Annotated in this window: 14 protein-coding genes; 9 read left to right on the top strand and 5 right to left on the bottom strand. The window is 42.4% G+C overall.

All coding sequences use genetic code 11. The annotated features are described in order from the left end of the window. Positions 1 to 3,129, bottom strand: a complete 3,129-nt coding sequence (locus tag O0550_RS09445) for an efflux RND transporter permease subunit (RefSeq protein ID WP_258426130.1) — start codon at positions 3,127 to 3,129, stop codon at positions 1 to 3. Positions 3,130 to 3,151: 22 nt separating this feature from the next. Beyond that, the gene (locus O0550_RS09440) at positions 3,152 to 3,568 is read right to left on the bottom strand and encodes a MarR family transcriptional regulator (protein ID WP_003339765.1); all 417 of its coding nucleotides are present in this window, start codon (positions 3,566 to 3,568) and stop codon (positions 3,152 to 3,154) included. A 202-nt stretch (positions 3,569 to 3,770) separates the two neighbouring features. Between O0550_RS09440 and O0550_RS09435 the strand changes: the two genes are divergently transcribed. Beyond that, positions 3,771 to 4,967 (top strand): sensor histidine kinase, encoded by a 1,197-nt coding sequence (locus O0550_RS09435; protein WP_050816475.1) that lies wholly within the window; start codon positions 3,771 to 3,773, stop codon positions 4,965 to 4,967. Between the two features lie 5 nt (positions 4,968 to 4,972). Next, the gene (locus O0550_RS09430) at positions 4,973 to 5,689 is read left to right on the top strand and encodes a response regulator transcription factor (protein ID WP_258426129.1); all 717 of its coding nucleotides are present in this window, start codon (positions 4,973 to 4,975) and stop codon (positions 5,687 to 5,689) included. 125 nt (positions 5,690 to 5,814) lie between these two features. Here the strand turns inward: O0550_RS09430 and O0550_RS09425 are convergent, their stop codons facing one another. The 3 genes from O0550_RS09425 to O0550_RS09415 all read right to left on the bottom strand — a co-directional run bounded on the left by O0550_RS09425 (position 5,815) and on the right by O0550_RS09415 (position 9,045). Then, positions 5,815 to 7,020 carry an MFS transporter gene (locus O0550_RS09425; protein WP_003338823.1) on the bottom strand — a complete coding sequence of 402 codons (1,206 nt, stop codon included), beginning with the start codon at positions 7,018 to 7,020 and terminating at the stop codon, positions 5,815 to 5,817. 71 nt (positions 7,021 to 7,091) lie between these two features. After that, positions 7,092 to 7,967 (bottom strand): LysR family transcriptional regulator, encoded by an 876-nt coding sequence (locus O0550_RS09420; RefSeq protein ID WP_003339773.1) that lies wholly within the window; start codon positions 7,965 to 7,967, stop codon positions 7,092 to 7,094. Between the two features lie 385 nt (positions 7,968 to 8,352). Further along, positions 8,353 to 9,045, bottom strand: a complete 693-nt coding sequence (locus O0550_RS09415; protein ID WP_258426128.1) for an SDR family oxidoreductase — start codon at positions 9,043 to 9,045, stop codon at positions 8,353 to 8,355. 214 nt (positions 9,046 to 9,259) lie between these two features. Between O0550_RS09415 and O0550_RS09410 the strand changes: the two genes are divergently transcribed. From O0550_RS09410 to O0550_RS09380, 7 genes are all read left to right on the top strand, one after another. Beyond that, on the top strand, positions 9,260 to 9,979 hold the full coding sequence (locus tag O0550_RS09410; protein WP_258426127.1) for a 3-ketoacyl-ACP reductase: 720 nt from the start codon (positions 9,260 to 9,262) through the stop codon (positions 9,977 to 9,979). Between the two features lie 145 nt (positions 9,980 to 10,124). After that, positions 10,125 to 11,483: a TrkH family potassium uptake protein gene (locus O0550_RS09405; protein ID WP_003338818.1), complete on the top strand. Its 1,359-nt coding sequence runs from the start codon at positions 10,125 to 10,127 to the stop codon at positions 11,481 to 11,483. Positions 11,484 to 11,714: 231 nt separating this feature from the next. Beyond that, positions 11,715 to 12,386, top strand: a complete 672-nt coding sequence (locus tag O0550_RS09400; RefSeq protein WP_258426126.1) for an O-methyltransferase — start codon at positions 11,715 to 11,717, stop codon at positions 12,384 to 12,386. A 745-nt stretch (positions 12,387 to 13,131) separates the two neighbouring features. Beyond that, on the top strand, positions 13,132 to 13,494 hold the full coding sequence (locus tag O0550_RS09395) for a helix-turn-helix domain-containing protein (protein WP_003339794.1): 363 nt from the start codon (positions 13,132 to 13,134) through the stop codon (positions 13,492 to 13,494). Between the two features lie 432 nt (positions 13,495 to 13,926). Continuing rightward, positions 13,927 to 15,564, top strand: a complete 1,638-nt coding sequence (locus tag O0550_RS09390; protein ID WP_258426125.1) for a pyridoxal phosphate-dependent decarboxylase family protein — start codon at positions 13,927 to 13,929, stop codon at positions 15,562 to 15,564. A 48-nt stretch (positions 15,565 to 15,612) separates the two neighbouring features. Then, positions 15,613 to 16,785: a pyridoxal phosphate-dependent aminotransferase gene (locus O0550_RS09385; protein ID WP_258426124.1), complete on the top strand. Its 1,173-nt coding sequence runs from the start codon at positions 15,613 to 15,615 to the stop codon at positions 16,783 to 16,785. Positions 16,786 to 16,887: 102 nt separating this feature from the next. Continuing rightward, positions 16,888 to 17,772: an EamA family transporter gene (locus O0550_RS09380; RefSeq protein ID WP_258426123.1), complete on the top strand. Its 885-nt coding sequence runs from the start codon at positions 16,888 to 16,890 to the stop codon at positions 17,770 to 17,772. Positions 17,773 to 17,784 lie beyond the last annotated feature (12 nt).

Raw genomic sequence — 17,784 nt, 5'->3', positions numbered from 1 at the left:
TTACGACTTCGCTACCGCAATAGCTGCTTGTTGTTTCTTTAGTCGCTTTTGTTCTTTCTTGTGTTTACGTTTAGAAGACCAATCATCGAACCAAGTATACACGACTGGAACCAACACTAGGGTAATGAGCGTAGCAAAGCTTAATCCGAAAATAACTGTGATCGCCATCGGAGCTTGAGATTCACTACCAGAGCCTGTGGCAAAAGCTAATGGACCAATTGCTAGAATGGTAGTCAATGTCGTCATGAGAATGGGACGCAAGCGTACAGGCCCTGCTTCCAAAATCGCATCCCTGACACTCATACCTTTGTCTCGCAATTGATTTGCATAATCTATTAATACGATGGCGTTATTAACGACCAAACCAATCAGTAGAATATATCCAATGAACACGGACACACTGATCGAGGTATTGGTAAACAACAGGCCAAGCATAACCCCTGCAAAGGTAGGCGGGATAGAAAACATGATAATAAACGGCGTATATAAGGATTCAAATTGGGCCGCCATTACCATATAAAGTAGGACGACTGACAAAATAACAGCCAATCCAAGACTACTAAAGGACTCCATCATATCTTTACTCTCTCCGCCGTACTCAATTTTATAGCCATCTGGCAGGGAGAGCTTGTCTAGCTTCGTTTGTACATCCGTAGTGACTGAGTTCAGATCACGTCCTGCTAAATCACCTGTGATTTTTACTTCACGAGTCTGATTCGAGCGATTAATCGTTAGCGGTGCCTCTACTTTTGTCACCTCTGCAACAGAAGACAACGCTACCTGTGCGCCACCTGGTGCAGTTATGCGCAAGCTATTCAAGTAATTCGTATCTTCCTGATACTGCTCGGGCCATTTTAATTGCACATTGATTTCATCATCACCCGTGCGATACTTTGTCACCGTCTGTCCGTTAAATGCTGTACCCACAGCCGTTAAAATCTGTCCAGAGCTTAGCCCATACATACTTGCTTTCTCTGCATCGATTTTCACTTCAAATTCATGCTGCGTATCATCTAAGGTGGTCACCACATTACTGGTTCCCGGGACACTGATTACCTCTTGCTTAATAATCCCGCTCACATCTTTTAGAACCTCGATATCATCACCGCGTAAGGTAATCTGTAAAGGCGAGCCTGTGGACATACCAGCAGACTGTTCTTTCACCTTAATTTCAGCACCCGCAATCGATGCTACCTGCTTACGCAAATCTGCCATTATATCCGGAGTGGAGCGTTTACGATCCTTTACGTCGACCAGTTTTAAATCAACGGTTGCTTTGTTAGAGGTAGAAGTAGCCACGGCCGCTGAACCACCGCTACCAATCGAGGTGCTCAGAATATCCAGCTCCGGTACTTGCGCCGCTATCTTTTCCACTTGTTGGGCTACCTTCTTTGTTTCTTCCAAAACACTACCGTTAGGCATCTTAATATCAATTGTAACTTGTCCCTGATCCATCGATGGCATAAATTCTGCCCCAACCAACGGAGTCAGCGCTATAGAACCGATCATCATGGCAACCGTAACAATCGCTACTGTTTTCCGATGATTCAGCGAAAAATCTAACAGCCTTTTATAGCCTTTTTCTACCTTGTGAAATCCAATATTGAACCAGATTACCGGGTTCATTCCACGATATCCTTCCCGATTGTTATGCTCTGGTACTTTTTTGAGTATCCGTGAGCTTAACATTGGTACTAGGATAATGGAAAAGACTAAAGCGGCAATGTGAGAATACACAACGGTTAGAGCTAGGGGTCTAAAAATTTCTGCTGCAATACCATCAACTAGTGCAATTGGCAGGAATACACATATCTGCGCCAAAGCAGAAGCCATTACTGCAGTACCCACTTCCTTGGAACCATCTAACGCAGCTTCTACCATGCCTTTCCCTTTTTCCCTTTGTCGGAAAATGTTCTCCAGCATTACGACCGCGAAGTCAACCAGTGAACCCAGTCCGAGCGTCAGCCCTGATAGGGAAATCAGATTGATCGTTTGACCGGTCGCATACATCAGCAAGAAGGTGGAGATGATCGAGATGGGTAGCACGATGATCGCAACAATCATTGATTGGAAGCTACCTAAGAAGAAGAACAAAATAATAATCCCAAACAATCCACCGAACAAGGCATGCTCTGCTGTGGTGTAGATTGAATCTTTAATAAACGTGGACGAATCCAGCGTAGTTGTTAGTTGTAACTGGGAAGGTAAGGTCTTCTTAATCTCTTTCAATTCCTGACTTACAGCATCCGCTACCTGAATGGTATTTCCACCAGATGCCTTTGTAATGGTAATGCCTAAGCTTGGTTTCCCATTAACGTAACTGAACTGATTGATTTTCGCCGTAGTATCGTTGATGGTAGCAATATCTTGCAGGCGAAGGGAGCCATTTCCCATGCGAATAGGTGTTAGTCCGATTTTCGCTACACTATCGTACTCACCCTGAACTCGAATGTTATATTTGCCATCTCCTTCACGTACGGCACCACCTGAACCGGACAGGTTGTTGCTGGCAATCGCCTGCTGAATTTGGTCGATGGTTAATCCATACGACGAAATTTTAGCAGGGTCGAGCACCACATCCACCACGCGATCCTGACCACCGACCAGATTTACTCCAGCTACACCATCAATTCTTTCTAAGCGGTTTTGAATGGAGTCCTCTGCTATCTTCTTCAATTGATTAACATCATCCTCGCCTGTTAGGGCAAATGTCATAATCGGCGTGCTATTCGGATCAATCCGCAGAACCTGTGGAGATTTCGCTGAGGATGGGAGCAGTTGTCGCACTCGATCAACCTTCTCCCGCAATTCCAATGTAGCTTGATCTAAATCGGTCCCCCAATTAAAGCTGAGAATAACCTGTGATGCTCCTTGAATCGAAATAGATGATACTTCCTTTAAATTAGCAACAGTTCCTACTGCACTTTCTATCGGTTTCGTTACCAGCTTCTCTACCTCGCTCGGTGCCGCGCCATCCACAGATGTCACGACAACGGCAACTGGAAAATTCAGCTCTGGATACAAATCAATAGCCAATTTCGGCAGAGAAACGATTCCAAAAATCATGACTGCCAGGGTCAACATGATAATGAGAACAGGTCGTTTGACCGACACTTCAGATATATTCACTCTTTTTCACCTCACCAATGTCTTAACTCGTTATTCTTTTTTTGGTTGTATACATTTCTTGCAAGACATGGAGGGATGAAATCATCTGAGTCGTCTGTTGCTCAAACGTCTCCATTTCCGCTTGGCGTCCCGCGAATTCATTCGCATGATCGAATCGTGGGGACATCGCAACCCAAACCAATCGTTTATCCTTTTTATCCTTGAGCCTTATGACGATGTTATCTCGTTCTAGGCGATCAATTAATCCAGATACCGTACTGTACGAAAGACTAACAGCCTTGCTGATTTCCCCAATGGTTTTCGGGTCGTGCACAATTTGCTCCAGAATCAGCACTTGCTGCCAGGTGATATCTTTGCTTTCGAGTTCTTCACGTGTGATCCATGTAAAAAGGGCACTCGCTTCTTTGAGAAGCTTCGCCATGGTAATCAACTCTTCCATCCAAGCCACCTCCTGCCGTTAATCAATTGTTCGCGATACGAAATGTCACAGGTTTCATTGTAGCGGCAAGTTGAAATAGGCAAATCTACCGAGGGATGGAAAACCGTAGCACTGGCTCGTCTATCTAGAGATAGATGACACCCCGTGCTACAATAGAATATGAACAAACGATCGAAAAATTTGAAGAAGGGTGGGCTATTCTTTGATTGATAACATAACTAAGGCCCTCCGCAAACGACTCTTATTGGTCTGGTTCTTAGCCTTATCTCTTTTGACATGGCTACCAAACTCCTATAATCATGAATCACCTATACAATTTGTGTTTTCCGTATTACTGTTCTGTGGGTATTTGATCTTATTTTGGACCTCCTCTATTCAACTGCCCTCCATAAAAATGACTGTCATTCTTTTATTAGTCGGGGGCGTTACCCTATTTAAAGGCATTTATCTGGGTCCTGAGGGGTTTGGCATGATTATCCTGCTTGGGATTATCATCGGCCTGCGCATCGATAAAAAATATTCGTTACCGTTAGCCACCTTTTTTGGAGTGGTTACCTGTGTATTACTCATCTGGATCACTCATAGCTACACCACGCATGTTGCTCCTTTTTTACTTTCCTTTATTGGGTGTTATCTGGGTGCACGCGGGTATCGTTCCCACCATGAAGCGTATCAATTAAATCAGCAGCATTTAAAAGAATTGCAAATCGCACATACAAAACTACAGGATGCACATAATGAATTGCAGGAAATGACTGTAAATACATTGCAAGTAGCCGTGTTGGAGGAACGAAATCGAATCGCACGTGATATTCATGACTCGTTAGGTCACAGTCTTACCTCTCTCATCGTGCAGCTACATGCGCTTACCTATATGCTGAAGTCTGGACCAAATGATGCACAGACGGCGGTCAACAATATGCTGGATGTAGCGAAGCAAAGCTTGGAGGATATCCGCGGCTCCGTTCATACCCTTGCAGTCGACAAGCGGACGTTTGGCTTAGCGCCATTACAAGCTCTTTTGTCGCAAACAGAGAAAAATACGGACCTGTCCTGTACGTTTGTCACGAATGAGGAAGAGATCGATTTAACAAACGAGGTAACGATTGTTTTTTATCGAATTCTACAAGAAGCGATTACGAATACATTGCGTCATTCCAATGCCACCGCCATGTGGGTTGAAATTAGTAAGATAGCTGATTCCATCGTTTTAGCCATTCACGACAACGGCCAAAATCGTTCTCAGGAAGGGGTTGAACCTGGTTTTGGTTTATCTGGCATGAGAGAACGTATCACGAAAGTAAACGGAACGCTGAAATATCAGATGAGGGAACCATTTGGCTTTGAAATTACTGCAACAATTCCTTACCATCATTCATCTTTAGAAGGGAACACATAGCTGCTATGGTAGATCATAAACATCAAAAGATTCGAGTCATGCTGGCAGACGATCAAAAGATGATCAGACAGGGTCTTGGGTATGTCATTAATGTTCAAGAGGATATGGAGGTAATTGGAGAAGCGGCGGATGGAGAAGAGATCATCAATCTAGCTTGCGAGCTGATGCCTGATGTCATTCTCATGGACGTACAAATGCCCAAGTGTACAGGTATTGAAGCGACACGCGAAATTGTAAAACATGTACCGAAAGTGAAGGTTCTCATATTAACGACATTCGATAACCATGATTACGTTGTGGATGGCATTCTAGCAGGTGCGGTTGGTTATATGCTAAAGGATGCTGATTCCAAGGAGATGCTAGACTTAATTCGCCGTGCTTACAATGGGGAAGCTTCTTTTCACACAGCAACGGCTGCTAAGGCATTAGCTGAGGTATTAAAGAAACAAAAATCGGAAACGACCGCCACTCCTCATGCTGACAAACCACAGGAAGCTTATTCGCAAGAGAATCATCTCGTACTCCTAGATGAACTGACAGAACGAGAGCAGGATGTCTTGCAACAATTAGCATTCGGCTACCGCAATGATCAAATTGCCCAAAATCTCTTTATCTCTGAAGGCACTGTAAAGTCACATGTCCATCGTATTTTACAAAAATTAAATGTCGATGACCGTACGCAAGCTGTAGTACTAGCCCTACGGCATAAATTGGTAAAGTAAATTCTATCTAGAGATAGATGACAGACCATATTTGTTAGAAATGTGAAAAGGACAGGATGCACATTGGCTCCTATCCTTTTCCTTTTTTATCTAATGAAACGCTTTTTATTTTGCAAAATGAAGAATTACTGAATACGTAATGCTGCTGGAGACTGCTCTACATGAGAGAGCTTCATAAGCAATACGAAGGCAATCACGATAAATCCCCCAATCATTCCAACAACTCCGGCCCATCCAAATAACGACCAGAACAAACCACCAAACGTCCCACCTAAACTCGATCCAGCATAATAGAAGAATAGGTACAAGGAGGAAGCCTGTGCTTTATCATGAGTAGCTAATCTACCTACCCAGCTGCTGGCGATCGAATGCCCGCCAAAAAAGCCAAATGTAAAGATTGCAATTCCCGCAATTTTACTAAATAAATGGGGCTCCAATGTAAGTCCAATGCCCCCAAACATAATAACTAAAGACATCCACAGCATTTTAGCGCGCCCAAGTCTGTCTGCCATCTTGCCCATCCAAGTAGAGCTAAACGTACCGACTAAATACACAATAAAAATCCAGCCAACGATTGTTTGCGAAAGGGAATATGGCGGCTCAACCAACTGATAGCCGATGTAATTATATAACGTCACAAAGCTGCCCATTAGTAGAAAGCCAAGTCCATATAAATAAAGCAAGCGCTGGTCCGTACAATGGCTCCAGAGTGATTTTGCTAATGTCTTTACCTCTAGTTTGCGCGGTGAAAAATGTCTGGAGGGTGGAAGCATAATCCAGAACAAAATCGTGCACAAGAGGCTCAACACACCAATTCCAATCAGAGCCACATGCCAGTTAAACAAATCGGTTAGCGTGCCTGTGATGATGCGTCCGCCCATTCCACCAATCGAATTTCCGCTTATATATAGCCCCATTGCTACGCCTAAGCTATTTTTGTCAATTTCTTCACCCAGATAAGCCATGGCAATAGCCGGTAACCCAGCGAGAACCATCCCGACCAGTATACGAATGCCAAGTAATATTTGAAATTGATAGCTAAACGCCGTACACACTGCCAACAACGAAGCTCCAATCAAGGAAACTATCATAATCGGTTTGCGTCCCCACGCCTCTGACAATGAACCGAGAAATAACAAACTTATGGCTAAAGCCATCGTGGTTACAGATAAGGAAAGACTGGCCAGCGTTGGAGAAACCTGAAATTCCTTCGTGAATTCAGGTAACAAAGGCTGTGTGCAGTACAGAATAGCAAATGTATTTAACCCTCCTGCAAACAACGCTATGTTGGTTCTGCGAAATGCGCTTGACCCTTGCTTGATATAACTCATGATGTAAATCCTCTCTCTTTATTATTCAGTTAGAAAACGTAGCTATGGGTTCCGTTGATGTCTTAAACAGATTAGATATAGTGTTCCTTTACAAATGAGATGAACCTTCTTGCAACAGGAGACAAATAACGCTTTTCTTTCCATGCGAGTCCAATGGTTCGTTCACAGCCTGGATCTAGCACCCGTAAGAGCGATACCTTCGATTTATCCAGCACGTTTACATCTGGAACAAGACTTACTCCCAATTTAACGGCCACCAGACCAGCTATTGTAGCAATCTCCTCTCCTTCAAAGGTGATAGCGGGAGTAAAGCCAGCTTGCTTACAAAGCGTATCGGTCAAGGTTCGCAGACCATACCCCTGCTTGAAGGAAATAAAAGGTTCATTGGCAATCTCCTTTAGCTCGATCTGTGTCCGATTTGCCAAAGGATGCGTCTTGGAAACAATGAGAAACAGCTCCTCTGTAATTAAAGGCTCCCAATGCACCTCATCTATTGGCTCTAACATGGAAAACAGGGCGATATCAATCAAACCCGTTTTGAGTTGTTCTACAATCTGATCCATGGATGCTTGATGTAAATGAAAGCTGACCTGTGGATATTGCAGACGAAATGAACGAATAAATTCGGGGACTACTTTAATCCCTAAGGAATGTAAAAAAGCGATCTGTATTTTGCCGTGATCAGGGTTAATCAGGTCTTGAATTTCCTGCTTCCCTTCTTCTATCTCCTGAATGGCTCGCTCCACTCGCTTTAAGAATAGCTCCCCGTATTGATTTAGCACGATATTTCGCCCTTTTCGCTCAAACAAAGGCGTATTTAACTCTTCCTCCAAACGAGCAATTGCTCTACTTAAGGCGGGTTGGGACACATTTAACAGCTCTGCCGATCGTGTAATGTGCTGCGTCTGTGCTACCTTGCGAAAATATAAAATTTGTTGCCATTCCATCAGTTACGTCTCCGTTTTGTTTTCTTTTGTCTTTTGTGTATCATACTTCATGTTTGTCATGACTTCAATTTACGTATTTGCATGATATTCATGCGTTTGTGTTATGAATGAAGCAAAGCATCCAAAAGTCATCGGTATTGGCCCATGCGTTCGTGCACGTAAAATCGCTGTAAAATCAAGGTTAGCGCAATGGACGCACTGGTCTGTCATTGCTAGTAATGATTTGGGCCATTTTCGTCGTAAAAGAGAATAAAAATAGACACGCTTTCTCTCATTAGAGATGAAAGGTGTCTCAATTAGCCAATGCTCTCTTCCTGTAGACAAAGAGAACAGCAAGGATATTTACACAATAGGCTTGTCCGCCACTACAATCAGATGATTCATTTTATTTTTGGTTTTGAATGACCACTTCAGATACCACTAGGCGTTGTCTTGGCTTTACATTTGCCATAATAACATCAGCAACATCATCTGGTTCCATCAGGTGCTTCATGCGTTCTTCCGTGAAAATACCATCCCAGAATTCCGTTTTCATGCCTCCCATGTAGATTCCGACTACTTGTATAGGCGTCTCTTTTAGCTCAATGGCTAAGCTCTCTGTAAAGCCTCTCACACCAAATTTGCTGGCACAGTATACGGACTCATTTGCTTTTCCTACTTTACCGGCCGTAGATACGATATTAATGATCGTTCCGTAATTCTGCTCTTTCATTTGCTTAACTACTGCTTGAGTACTAAAAATCGTTCCTTTTAGATTAATATCAATCATGTGGTGAACAGCTTCCTCGGTGAGGTTTTCAGCCAAATCAAAGCTTCCTGTCCCCGCATTGTTGACCAATACATCAATTCTATTATACGTATTGAGAATGGCGTCCATGATTTCCATGATGGCTTGTTTATTCGCAACATCGCCTTCGTGGATGGAATAGCTGCCAGTCAATTGCTCAGCTATCCGTTCAAGCTTTGCCTTGGTTCGTCCAAGCAAGCAAACATGAAAGCCTTGCTCCGAGTAACGTTTCGCTAAAGAAGCACCTAACCCGCTTCCTGCCCCTGTAATCACAACAACCTGTTTGTCCATACCTTTTCACCATTCCCTCGTACAGTATCTATCCTTGTTTAGCCCGATTCATCTTCAAGACTTCATGTGAAATCGTGTATAATGGGCTTATGGATTATAGTGTATCATGCTTTTTATCCAGCTATAACAACTAGTTGCACTTACAAAATTGACATAACAAAAGGAATTTTCGTATCATCATTTATACTAAGTTAAAAATGGGAGGATTGCCGACATGGATTTTAAAGGAAAAAAAGCGTTAATTACCGGAGCAGGAAAAGGAATTGGACGTGCGATTGCCGTCGCTTTGGCAAAGGAAGGAACCCATCTAGGTTTGGTCGCCCGCACAGAATCTGATCTACAGGAGTTAGCTACTGAGCTTGCCAAAACCTATGGTGTTACAGTTCGTATTGCAACTGCTGATATTTCAAAACGCAGTGATGTGGAAGCCGCGTATGCCAAAATGAAAGCAGAGCTTGGCTCTATAGATATCCTGATCAATAATGCTGGTACTGCTACTTTCGGTACAGTTACAGACATGGACCCAGCAGAGTGGGAACGCATCGTTGCTGTGAATTTGTTTGGAACCTACTACATGACATATGCAGCATTGCCTGATATGATCGCCCAAAACAGCGGAAATATCATAAACGTAGCTTCTACTGCTGGAGAACGCGGTTTTGCGACAGGCTCTGCGTACTGCGCTTCCAAATTCGCCGTAATGGGCTTTACAGAATCCCTATTGCAAGAGGTGCGCAAACACAACATTCGCGTCACAGCCCTGACTCCAAGTACTGTCAACACCGAGCTAGCTGTTAATGCCGGTCTAAAAATCGGTGCAGAAGACAACATGATGCAGCCAGAGGATGTAGCAGAGCTAGCCTTAGCCACCCTGCGCTTGCCTGAGCGTGTCTTCATTAAAACTTCTGGAATTTGGACCACGAATCCACAATAATTATAGAGATTTGTTCATCAAAAGAAGCCCTTTTTGTCTGTTAAAAAGAGGGCTTCTTTTTTTTGCACCTGTTAAAAACTCGTTTTGCTTGTTACAATGTTTTTCGGTAGAATTACCTGTATTACTTACTCAGGAGGTAAGCGAGTTGCTGCTCTCTTATAAAAAACGGCGCTTAAGCTCCGTACAAATTATTGTCATGTTTTATCTTAGCAGTGTTATCCTCGCTGCATTACTTCTCTGGTTACCCATCTTTCACCAGCCTGGCGTATCTATATCTTTTGTAGATTCTTTATTTACGGCAGCCAGTGCGATTAGCGTAACGGGTCTAACCGTCATCCAAATTAGTGAAGTGTTTAATCAGAGCGGAATTATTTTACTCACCTTGTTCTTTCAAATAGGTGGAATCGGTATTATGACCTTAGGTACCTTTTTGTGGATGATGCTTGGACAACGAATCGGCTTAGAACAAAGAAAATGGATTGCTACGGACCACAATCGTCCCACTCTATCGGGATTGGTCAAATTAACGCGAAGTATTTTATTGCTCACCATCTTAATTGAGCTAATCGGTACGCTATTGCTAGGCAGTTATTTCTTTTGGACTGGCTATCAGACTGATTGGTATACCGCCTACTATTATGGCTACTTTGTCTCCATTAGTGCATTTACCAATGCTGGATTCGATATCTTTGGTAATTCCCTGCTCAGCTTCTCGGGGGATTATTTTGTCCAAAGCATCAATATGATCCTCATCATCTGTGGAGCGATCGGGTTTCCTGTGCTGATAGAACTGGTCAGCTACGCAACTCATCGACAAGGTCAATATCGCTTTACGTTTTCCTTATTCACAAAGGTAACAACCTTGACTTTCTTCACACTAATCGTGGTTGGGACACTGCTCTTTTACTTTTTTGAAAAGAATGCCTTTTTACAGGATAAAACCTGGCATGAGGCACTTTTTTACTCCCTGTTCCAATCTGTTTCTACACGAAGCGGCGGTTTAGCCACGATGGATATCGGCTTACTGTCCACCCCTACCCTTGTCATGCTATCCGGCATGATGTTTATCGGGGCTTCTCCAAGCAGTGTGGGGGGCGGGATTCGGACAACTACGTTTTTCGTTCTAATTGCGACCATATATACTTATATGCGTGGACAAAAGGATGTAAAAGTATTTGGTCGTGAGTTAGTCCAAGAAGATGTCATCAAATCGTTTATGGTGTTCTTTGTCGCAATCATCATGGTGTTCACGGCAGTTATTTTCATGGTGTGGTTCGAGGACCTGTCGATGCAGGCCATTTTATTTGAAGTCTGTTCGGCCTTTGGTACAACTGGCTTGTCGATGGGGATTACTTCGGAACTAAGCACACCTGGTAAGCTCATTCTCATCATCATGATGGTGATTGGACGGATTGGGATTATCAACCTATTACTATTCTTAAAAAAGGATGCCCCGTCTGTTCGTTATCATTATCCAAAAGAGCGAATGATTATTGGTCAATAGGAAGAGGAAAAGGCGCTTGGAAGGAGCGCCTTTTTTGTCGTCCTGCATTCCGTACCTCCAATCTTCAAAGATGTTCTGGACAATCCTGATCTTTTGCTTATTCATTTATATTCGACGAACCATTCAAAAAAAAATCTCTTTTTATGCGTTTTATTTTTCATCCTGTATTACACTAGAAGCAGTTCCAAGATAAAGAAATTGCTGTTATCAGATTAAAGGAGGATGATTGACATGCAAGCACCTACCAAATGGGCTGAGGTTGATCAGTATTTTAACAGTATGCTACTTCCGTCTGATCCAATTCTAGAAGGGGTTCTCCAAGCAAATGCTAAAGCTGGCATGCCTGCCATTGATGTCGCACCAAACCAAGGAAAGTTCTTATACCTGCTCGCCAAAATAAGAGGGGCAAAGAAAATTTTAGAAATAGGGACACTTGGTGGTTACAGCAGTATCTGGCTTGCTCGTGCCTTGCCAGAAGATGGTCAGCTTATTTCCTTAGAATATGAGCAAGCATTCGCTCAGGTCGCAAAAGAGAATATAAAAAAAGCGGGGCTCGCTGAAAAAGTAACCATTCTTGTAGGCCCTGCACTAGACACACTCCCGACCCTTCAAGAAAAAGGGTTGACGGGCTTCGATATGATTTTTATAGATGCCGATAAACAAAACAACCCTCATTATTTACAATGGGCTTTACAGCTTTGCAATCCAGGGGCAATTATTCTGGGAGATAATGTGGTACGTAATGGAGAAGTGATCGATCCCGAGAATGGTGATGATCGTATTCAGGGCATTCGGCAATTCTTTGATCTGCTAGCTGCTGAGCCCCGCATTGAAGCAACGGCTATCCAAACCGTGGGGAGCAAAGGTTATGACGGCTTCGCTCTTGGTGTCGTAAAAGGATAGCGAAAAATCTATTGATAAGCCAAAGAAAAGCACTCCTGATAAAAGGAGTGCTTTCCAAATGAAAAACAAGAATTAACCACCTACGCCATGTTCATAGGGAACTACAGAATACTCTGCTTTAGCTACTTCTACATCTGCTACTTGACTAAACATTCCAAAAGCCATTACTAGCGATAGCAAAAATCCCCTCATCCTTTCTCACCTCCTCCAACAATTTTTTATACTCTCTTTTTTGTAGTTCTGTGGCGTGATATCTATATGCTTCAAAAAGTGTTACACATTGGATGAACTTCTTCTGATTATTCATCACGATGGACAAATCCAGACAGCGGAGAGTATCTATTATTCCACTTTCAAACCGTTCATTTTGAAAATGGTAAATAGCCAGATCATATCGAAACCGGAGATGTCGATCTACACAAATGGAATCATGGGAATGTTCAAAGGTACGTATTTCTGCCGAAAATTTCTCTAATAGATGATCTATTAAAAAACCATGCTGGTTGGCTGATTTCATAATTGTTACTACGCCGGATAATATTTCCGTAGGGTGATCCTCAAGGAAGGCAATGTAGTCAGCGAGAACACTTGTATTTCCCATGAGCATGTCTAATGTATACATGTTTGCGTTAGCCCACAGATTGAATTTTTCGACCTCTTCTTGTCCAGAATCGTCTAGAATTCCGTTAATAAACTATCTTCATTCGTTAGTTGCTGATATTATTTTTTTAAAGAGGTGACGAGAATGCCATTGATCGGTCAACGAATCAAAGAGCTGCGGAAAAAGAAAAAATGGACGCAGCAGGAATTGGCTGCTCGTGTAAACGTCTCAGCACAAGTCATTTCTAACTGGGAGAGAGCTTACACGAATCCCAATCATGATGATATTTATCGACTCGCGAAATCCTTAGACGTTTCTGCTGACTACATGCTATTTGGCAACAAGCATACGAAGCTTGTTAAGGAAGCTTCTAGTCCCTATTCCGATTTTGAAGCCTTATATTTATCCGAATTAGAACAACTGTCAGAAGAAGATAGAAAAAAGGTGCTGGAACACATCCGTTACCTGCGCTATCTGGCAAATCAACAACAGGATCACGACAAATAGCTCGCATGTTATGTGCGGGCTTTTTTATTTTCAAAGGATGCCCTAGGCTTATTCCTCCTCTTTTTATCGTTGCTATTCCATAAGACCTGCTTGATACTCCTGATAAACAAACACAAATAAAAATTCAGAAAAGTTTAACAAAAATAAATTCATTTCATTATGACTAAATACAAATATCGACAAATTAGCCTATTTCAGGTTATATTATAAGCAATATAATTTCAAAAAGTATGATCATTTGCTATTTATTGAAATTATATGCATAGCACAATGCAAGATTTCGTTCTTTCATCTGAGCATAGGAGGGATACCACATAAGATAACAGCCTTCATATAGACAAAAAAATCGCTTACGATCTCCCTTGAGTCAAAATCTAAATGGTTGATGTATAAATCACAAGATAGTTAGCAGTTCTTACTGGAGGTTTCGAAATGATCAAAAACATAAAGCCAGAAACAGAATTTTTACTTCCATACGAATATAATGTAGAGACATTTTTCAATAAGACAGCCCTCCTTCAAAAACAGCTTCAGGCTATGAATCATCTAAATCCGAAATTTTCTGCCCAAACCTTTCATTATAAGGAAGATCTAGAAAAAAGCTATATGCCGGAAACGGGAAAACATACAGAAGAGGTCTTTAATAGCCTTTCTGAAATGTTTGAAGGCAGTATTCGTCCGCACTCCCCCTATTCGCTCTTTAATATGGTGCCCTCACCCTTGTTAGATACTGTAGCGGCGACAACAATGACGCAATTATATAATTCCAATAGTTTAATGGATGCCTTTGGTGGCAAAACAATATTATTTGAACAACGCATAGCAAGAGCCATTGGCCGTTTAGTAGGCTGGGAGCAAGCACATGGGATTTCTTGCAATGGTGGGAAATTAACACTTTTCTACGCGATTAAATCAGCCATTTCCAAAATTGCTCCTGAATCAAGACGTGAAGGGATTCCCAATGATCTCGTGGTCTTAACAAATGAAGGCGCACATTATTGTGTTGAGCATGTTTGTTCCATACTTGGTTTAGGAGCGGATCAATGCATCCGTATTGGTACTACAGAGGATTGGCGCATGGATGTAACGAAGCTAAAACAGGTTCTGCACGAGCAGCTCGCTAAAGGAAAGCGAATTGCCGCCGTTGTATGTTGCGGGGGAACCACGATTAACTTCGCTTGTGATGATACGAATGAGGTATATCAGTGTGTTGAGCAGGTATTTGCAGAAACGAAGCAAACCTATTTTCCCTATTTTCATTTAGATAGCGTTATTGGCTGGCTGTGGTTTACTTTTATGGGAGTAAGGGATAACGAATGGGAACAAAAAATCGAAAATGCTGAAATTCGCCGCAAAATTAAGCGCGTAGTAGAAAAGGTAAAAGGTGTTTCTCGATTTGATTCGTTTGGTGTCGATATGCACAAAAATGGTTTGTGCCCCTATTCAACAAGTTTTTTTGTTTCCAAAACGGATGAATGCTTTAACCATTTAAATGAAGGTTCCTATACCTATGGAGAATCCGACTATGAATTCGGTAACTTCCGCGCCTATCGCTATACCATCGAAAATTCTCGTCCTGCTAATGGGATCGCCGCCGCTTGGGTGGCAATGAACCGGTTAGGAAGAGTGGGATTTCAGGAATATTTAGTCCAGCTACATACGTTACATATGAAATTTAAGGATGCGCTTGAAAAAGTAAGCGGTATATCTGTCATTAATGATGCCTCTTTAGGATGGGAGCTTGTGTTTCAGATTGCCTTTAATCGGATTCGCTTACATTCCTCCCACTTCGATACAAGCCAAATTGCGAAAACATTCATTCAATACTGTTGGAATGAAACCAATAAAGGGCATGAGGTTCCATTAATTAGTATTGTACCAGAATTTAAAGTGAATCCAGACGATAGCATGAAGACTGCATTTTTACTTTATCCAATGTCATTATTTTCAGAGGATCATATCTCAGAGATTGTCAGTAAATTAGCCGCCTGCATCTATGAATTTGAAATGAAAGTGATTTCAGGAGAAATTGTAGTGGAAAATCGTCTCCTAGAAAAACCAATCCGTTAATTCTTTTATCAGGAAAGTTAAAAAAATGATCGGGAAAGGAGCTTTTACATGGCGAGAACCTACATCCAAACCCTGCCAGAGGATGCATTTAGCTTTATTGAGGAGCAATTACAAAGGCAAACACGCCCTGTTATTAACTTAGCCATCGGAAATCCAGATGGTTCCCCGAATCCAGAATTGATGGAAAAGCTGAAGGAATATATCTCAAATCCCAGTTATCATGGCTATGGTGATTTTACTCCAGACGTCGGGAAAAAGCTAAAAAAGGCGGCTGCCGCTTATTACGCACGCCGATTCAAAGTCAGCTTATGTGATGAAACAGAGGTTTTAGATGTATTGGGGACAAAAGAAGGAATTTATTATCTACTGTCTGCTCTATTAGATGAAGGAGACAGCGTCCTCGTCCCCTCCCCTTCTTACAGCGTTTATACGAATTGTTTACATTTAGTAGGCGGAGTTCCTATTTATTTTCCATGTGAAAAAGAAACCTTTATACCAGATTTATCACAGATCTCTCAGGAAGATTTGCAAAAAGCCAAGGTGATGGTCCTTTGCTCACCTGGGAATCCAACAGCAACTGTGTTATCAAAAGAGTTTTTGGCAGAAGCCATTGCTCTGGCAAAGGAATTTAATTTTGTGATCATCCATGATTTAGCCTATGCTGAAATCTCTTATGATGGTGTTGAGGTTCCTAGTATTCTTTCTTTACCGGGAGGCAGGGATGTCGCTGTTGAGCTATATAGCTTAAGTAAATCTTGCAATGTAGCAGGATGGCGTATTGGCTTTGCTGTAGGAAATAAACGCGTATTGCAGGGGCTGCGAACTATGAAATTCAATGTTGATTTTGGAATGTTCCTGCCCTTCCAATGTGTGGCCATAGATGCGCTGGAGCAGATGGAATACTACGCATCTGAGCAGACGAAACGCTATCAGGAGCGCATGGATTATTTTGTCCCAGAGCTGCAAAAGTTAGGCTGGGAGGTTAAAAAGTCACCTGCATCCTTCTTTCTTTGGACAAAGATTCCTCGCGAGTATGAAGAAATGGGCGATCGGAATTTCGTAAGCTATCTCTTAGACCAAGCAGGCATTCTCCTTTCACCCGGCAGTGGATTTGGTGCTGGCGGTGCAGGATATGTGCGTATTGCACTAGTTAAGGACATCGAGGTGCTACAGGAGGTAATTGCACGTCTGCAACAGCTAAAAGTAAGCGCAGCAACATAAGAAGGCTGACGAGTACGAGCACAGCACCACTTAGCTAGTCTTTGGCGTGGAAGGCTTTTTCAGCTTACATCCTAAAATTATTCATTTACACGGAGGCTCGATTTGTTTCGTTATTCCTTTTTAGTGTTAGCAGGAGCTTGTAGCATTGGGGTATTAGCCATATTTGTAAAGTTTGCCTACCAGATGGGCTTTACACTAGGCGAGGTAATTGGCAGCCAATATGTAACCGGCTGGCTCTTATTGCTTGTCCTAACCTTATTATTTTTTCGCCAGAGCGTTCCACTCAAAAAAGCGATTACGTTATTTTTTGCGGGTACATCAGCCAGCTTCACCGGCATTTGTTATTATGCTGCATTGCAAACCATCCCCGCTTCTATCGGCATTGTTTTGCTTTTTCAATTTGTCTGGATCGGCATCATTATTGAAGCCATCTCTACTAGGACCTTACCGTCAAAAGAAAAAATTATTTCTGTGCTATTCTTGCTAGCCGGTACTGCTCTTTCCGGCGGCTTACTGGAGCAATCCATTCAAAGTCTGGAAATAAGCGGTATCCTCCTTGGATTATTGTCTGCCGTCTCTTTTGCTTGTTATCTGTTTGTAAGCGGAAAAGTAGCCGTGGAGGTTCCGCCTTTTCCTCGAAGTGTATTCCTGATAGCTGGCGCATTAGTGCTTATACTCATCGTTTTCCCGCCAACCTTTCTCTACGACGGAGCGCTGGAAAAAGGTCTATGGAAATATGCATTAGCCTTAGGAACCTTTAGTATTGTGATTCCTTCAATTGCTTTTTCCATCGGGATTCCAAAAATCGGCTCGGGACTAGCTACGATTTTAGCGACAGCCGAATTACCCGTTACCGTTATTTTATCTGTGCTGATTTTAAAAGAAGCGGTCTCTGCATCGCAATGGATAGGCGTGGGCTTTATTTTTATCGGCATTGCCCTTCCACAGCTAGCTCACTTTACAGCTCGTGCCAGATCAAGCATGTAAGCCCACGCCTGG

It is taken from the genome of Brevibacillus halotolerans (genome assembly GCF_026891775.1).
Lineage (GTDB): Bacteria > Bacillota > Bacilli > Brevibacillales > Brevibacillaceae > Brevibacillus_B > Brevibacillus_B halotolerans.
Note: the sequence above shows the minus strand (reverse complement) of the source record. Positions and strands in the feature narration are given on the sequence as shown.

Coding starts and splice junctions, on each gene's coding strand:
- O0550_RS09410 (WP_258426127.1), top strand. CDS start 9,260: ATGGATTTTAAAGGAAAAAAAGCGTTAATTACCGGAGCAGGAAAAGGA.
- O0550_RS09415 (WP_258426128.1), bottom strand. CDS start 9,045: ATGGACAAACAGGTTGTTGTGATTACAGGGGCAGGAAGCGGGTTAGGT.
- O0550_RS09420 (WP_003339773.1), bottom strand. CDS start 7,967: ATGGAATGGCAACAAATTTTATATTTTCGCAAGGTAGCACAGACGCAG.
- O0550_RS09395 (WP_003339794.1), top strand. CDS start 13,132: ATGCCATTGATCGGTCAACGAATCAAAGAGCTGCGGAAAAAGAAAAAA.
- O0550_RS09400 (WP_258426126.1), top strand. CDS start 11,715: ATGCAAGCACCTACCAAATGGGCTGAGGTTGATCAGTATTTTAACAGT.
- O0550_RS09425 (WP_003338823.1), bottom strand. CDS start 7,020: ATGAGTTATATCAAGCAAGGGTCAAGCGCATTTCGCAGAACCAACATA.
- O0550_RS09385 (WP_258426124.1), top strand. CDS start 15,613: ATGGCGAGAACCTACATCCAAACCCTGCCAGAGGATGCATTTAGCTTT.
- O0550_RS09440 (WP_003339765.1), bottom strand. CDS start 3,568: ATGGAAGAGTTGATTACCATGGCGAAGCTTCTCAAAGAAGCGAGTGCC.
- O0550_RS09390 (WP_258426125.1), top strand. CDS start 13,927: ATGATCAAAAACATAAAGCCAGAAACAGAATTTTTACTTCCATACGAA.
- O0550_RS09430 (WP_258426129.1), top strand. CDS start 4,973: ATGGTAGATCATAAACATCAAAAGATTCGAGTCATGCTGGCAGACGAT.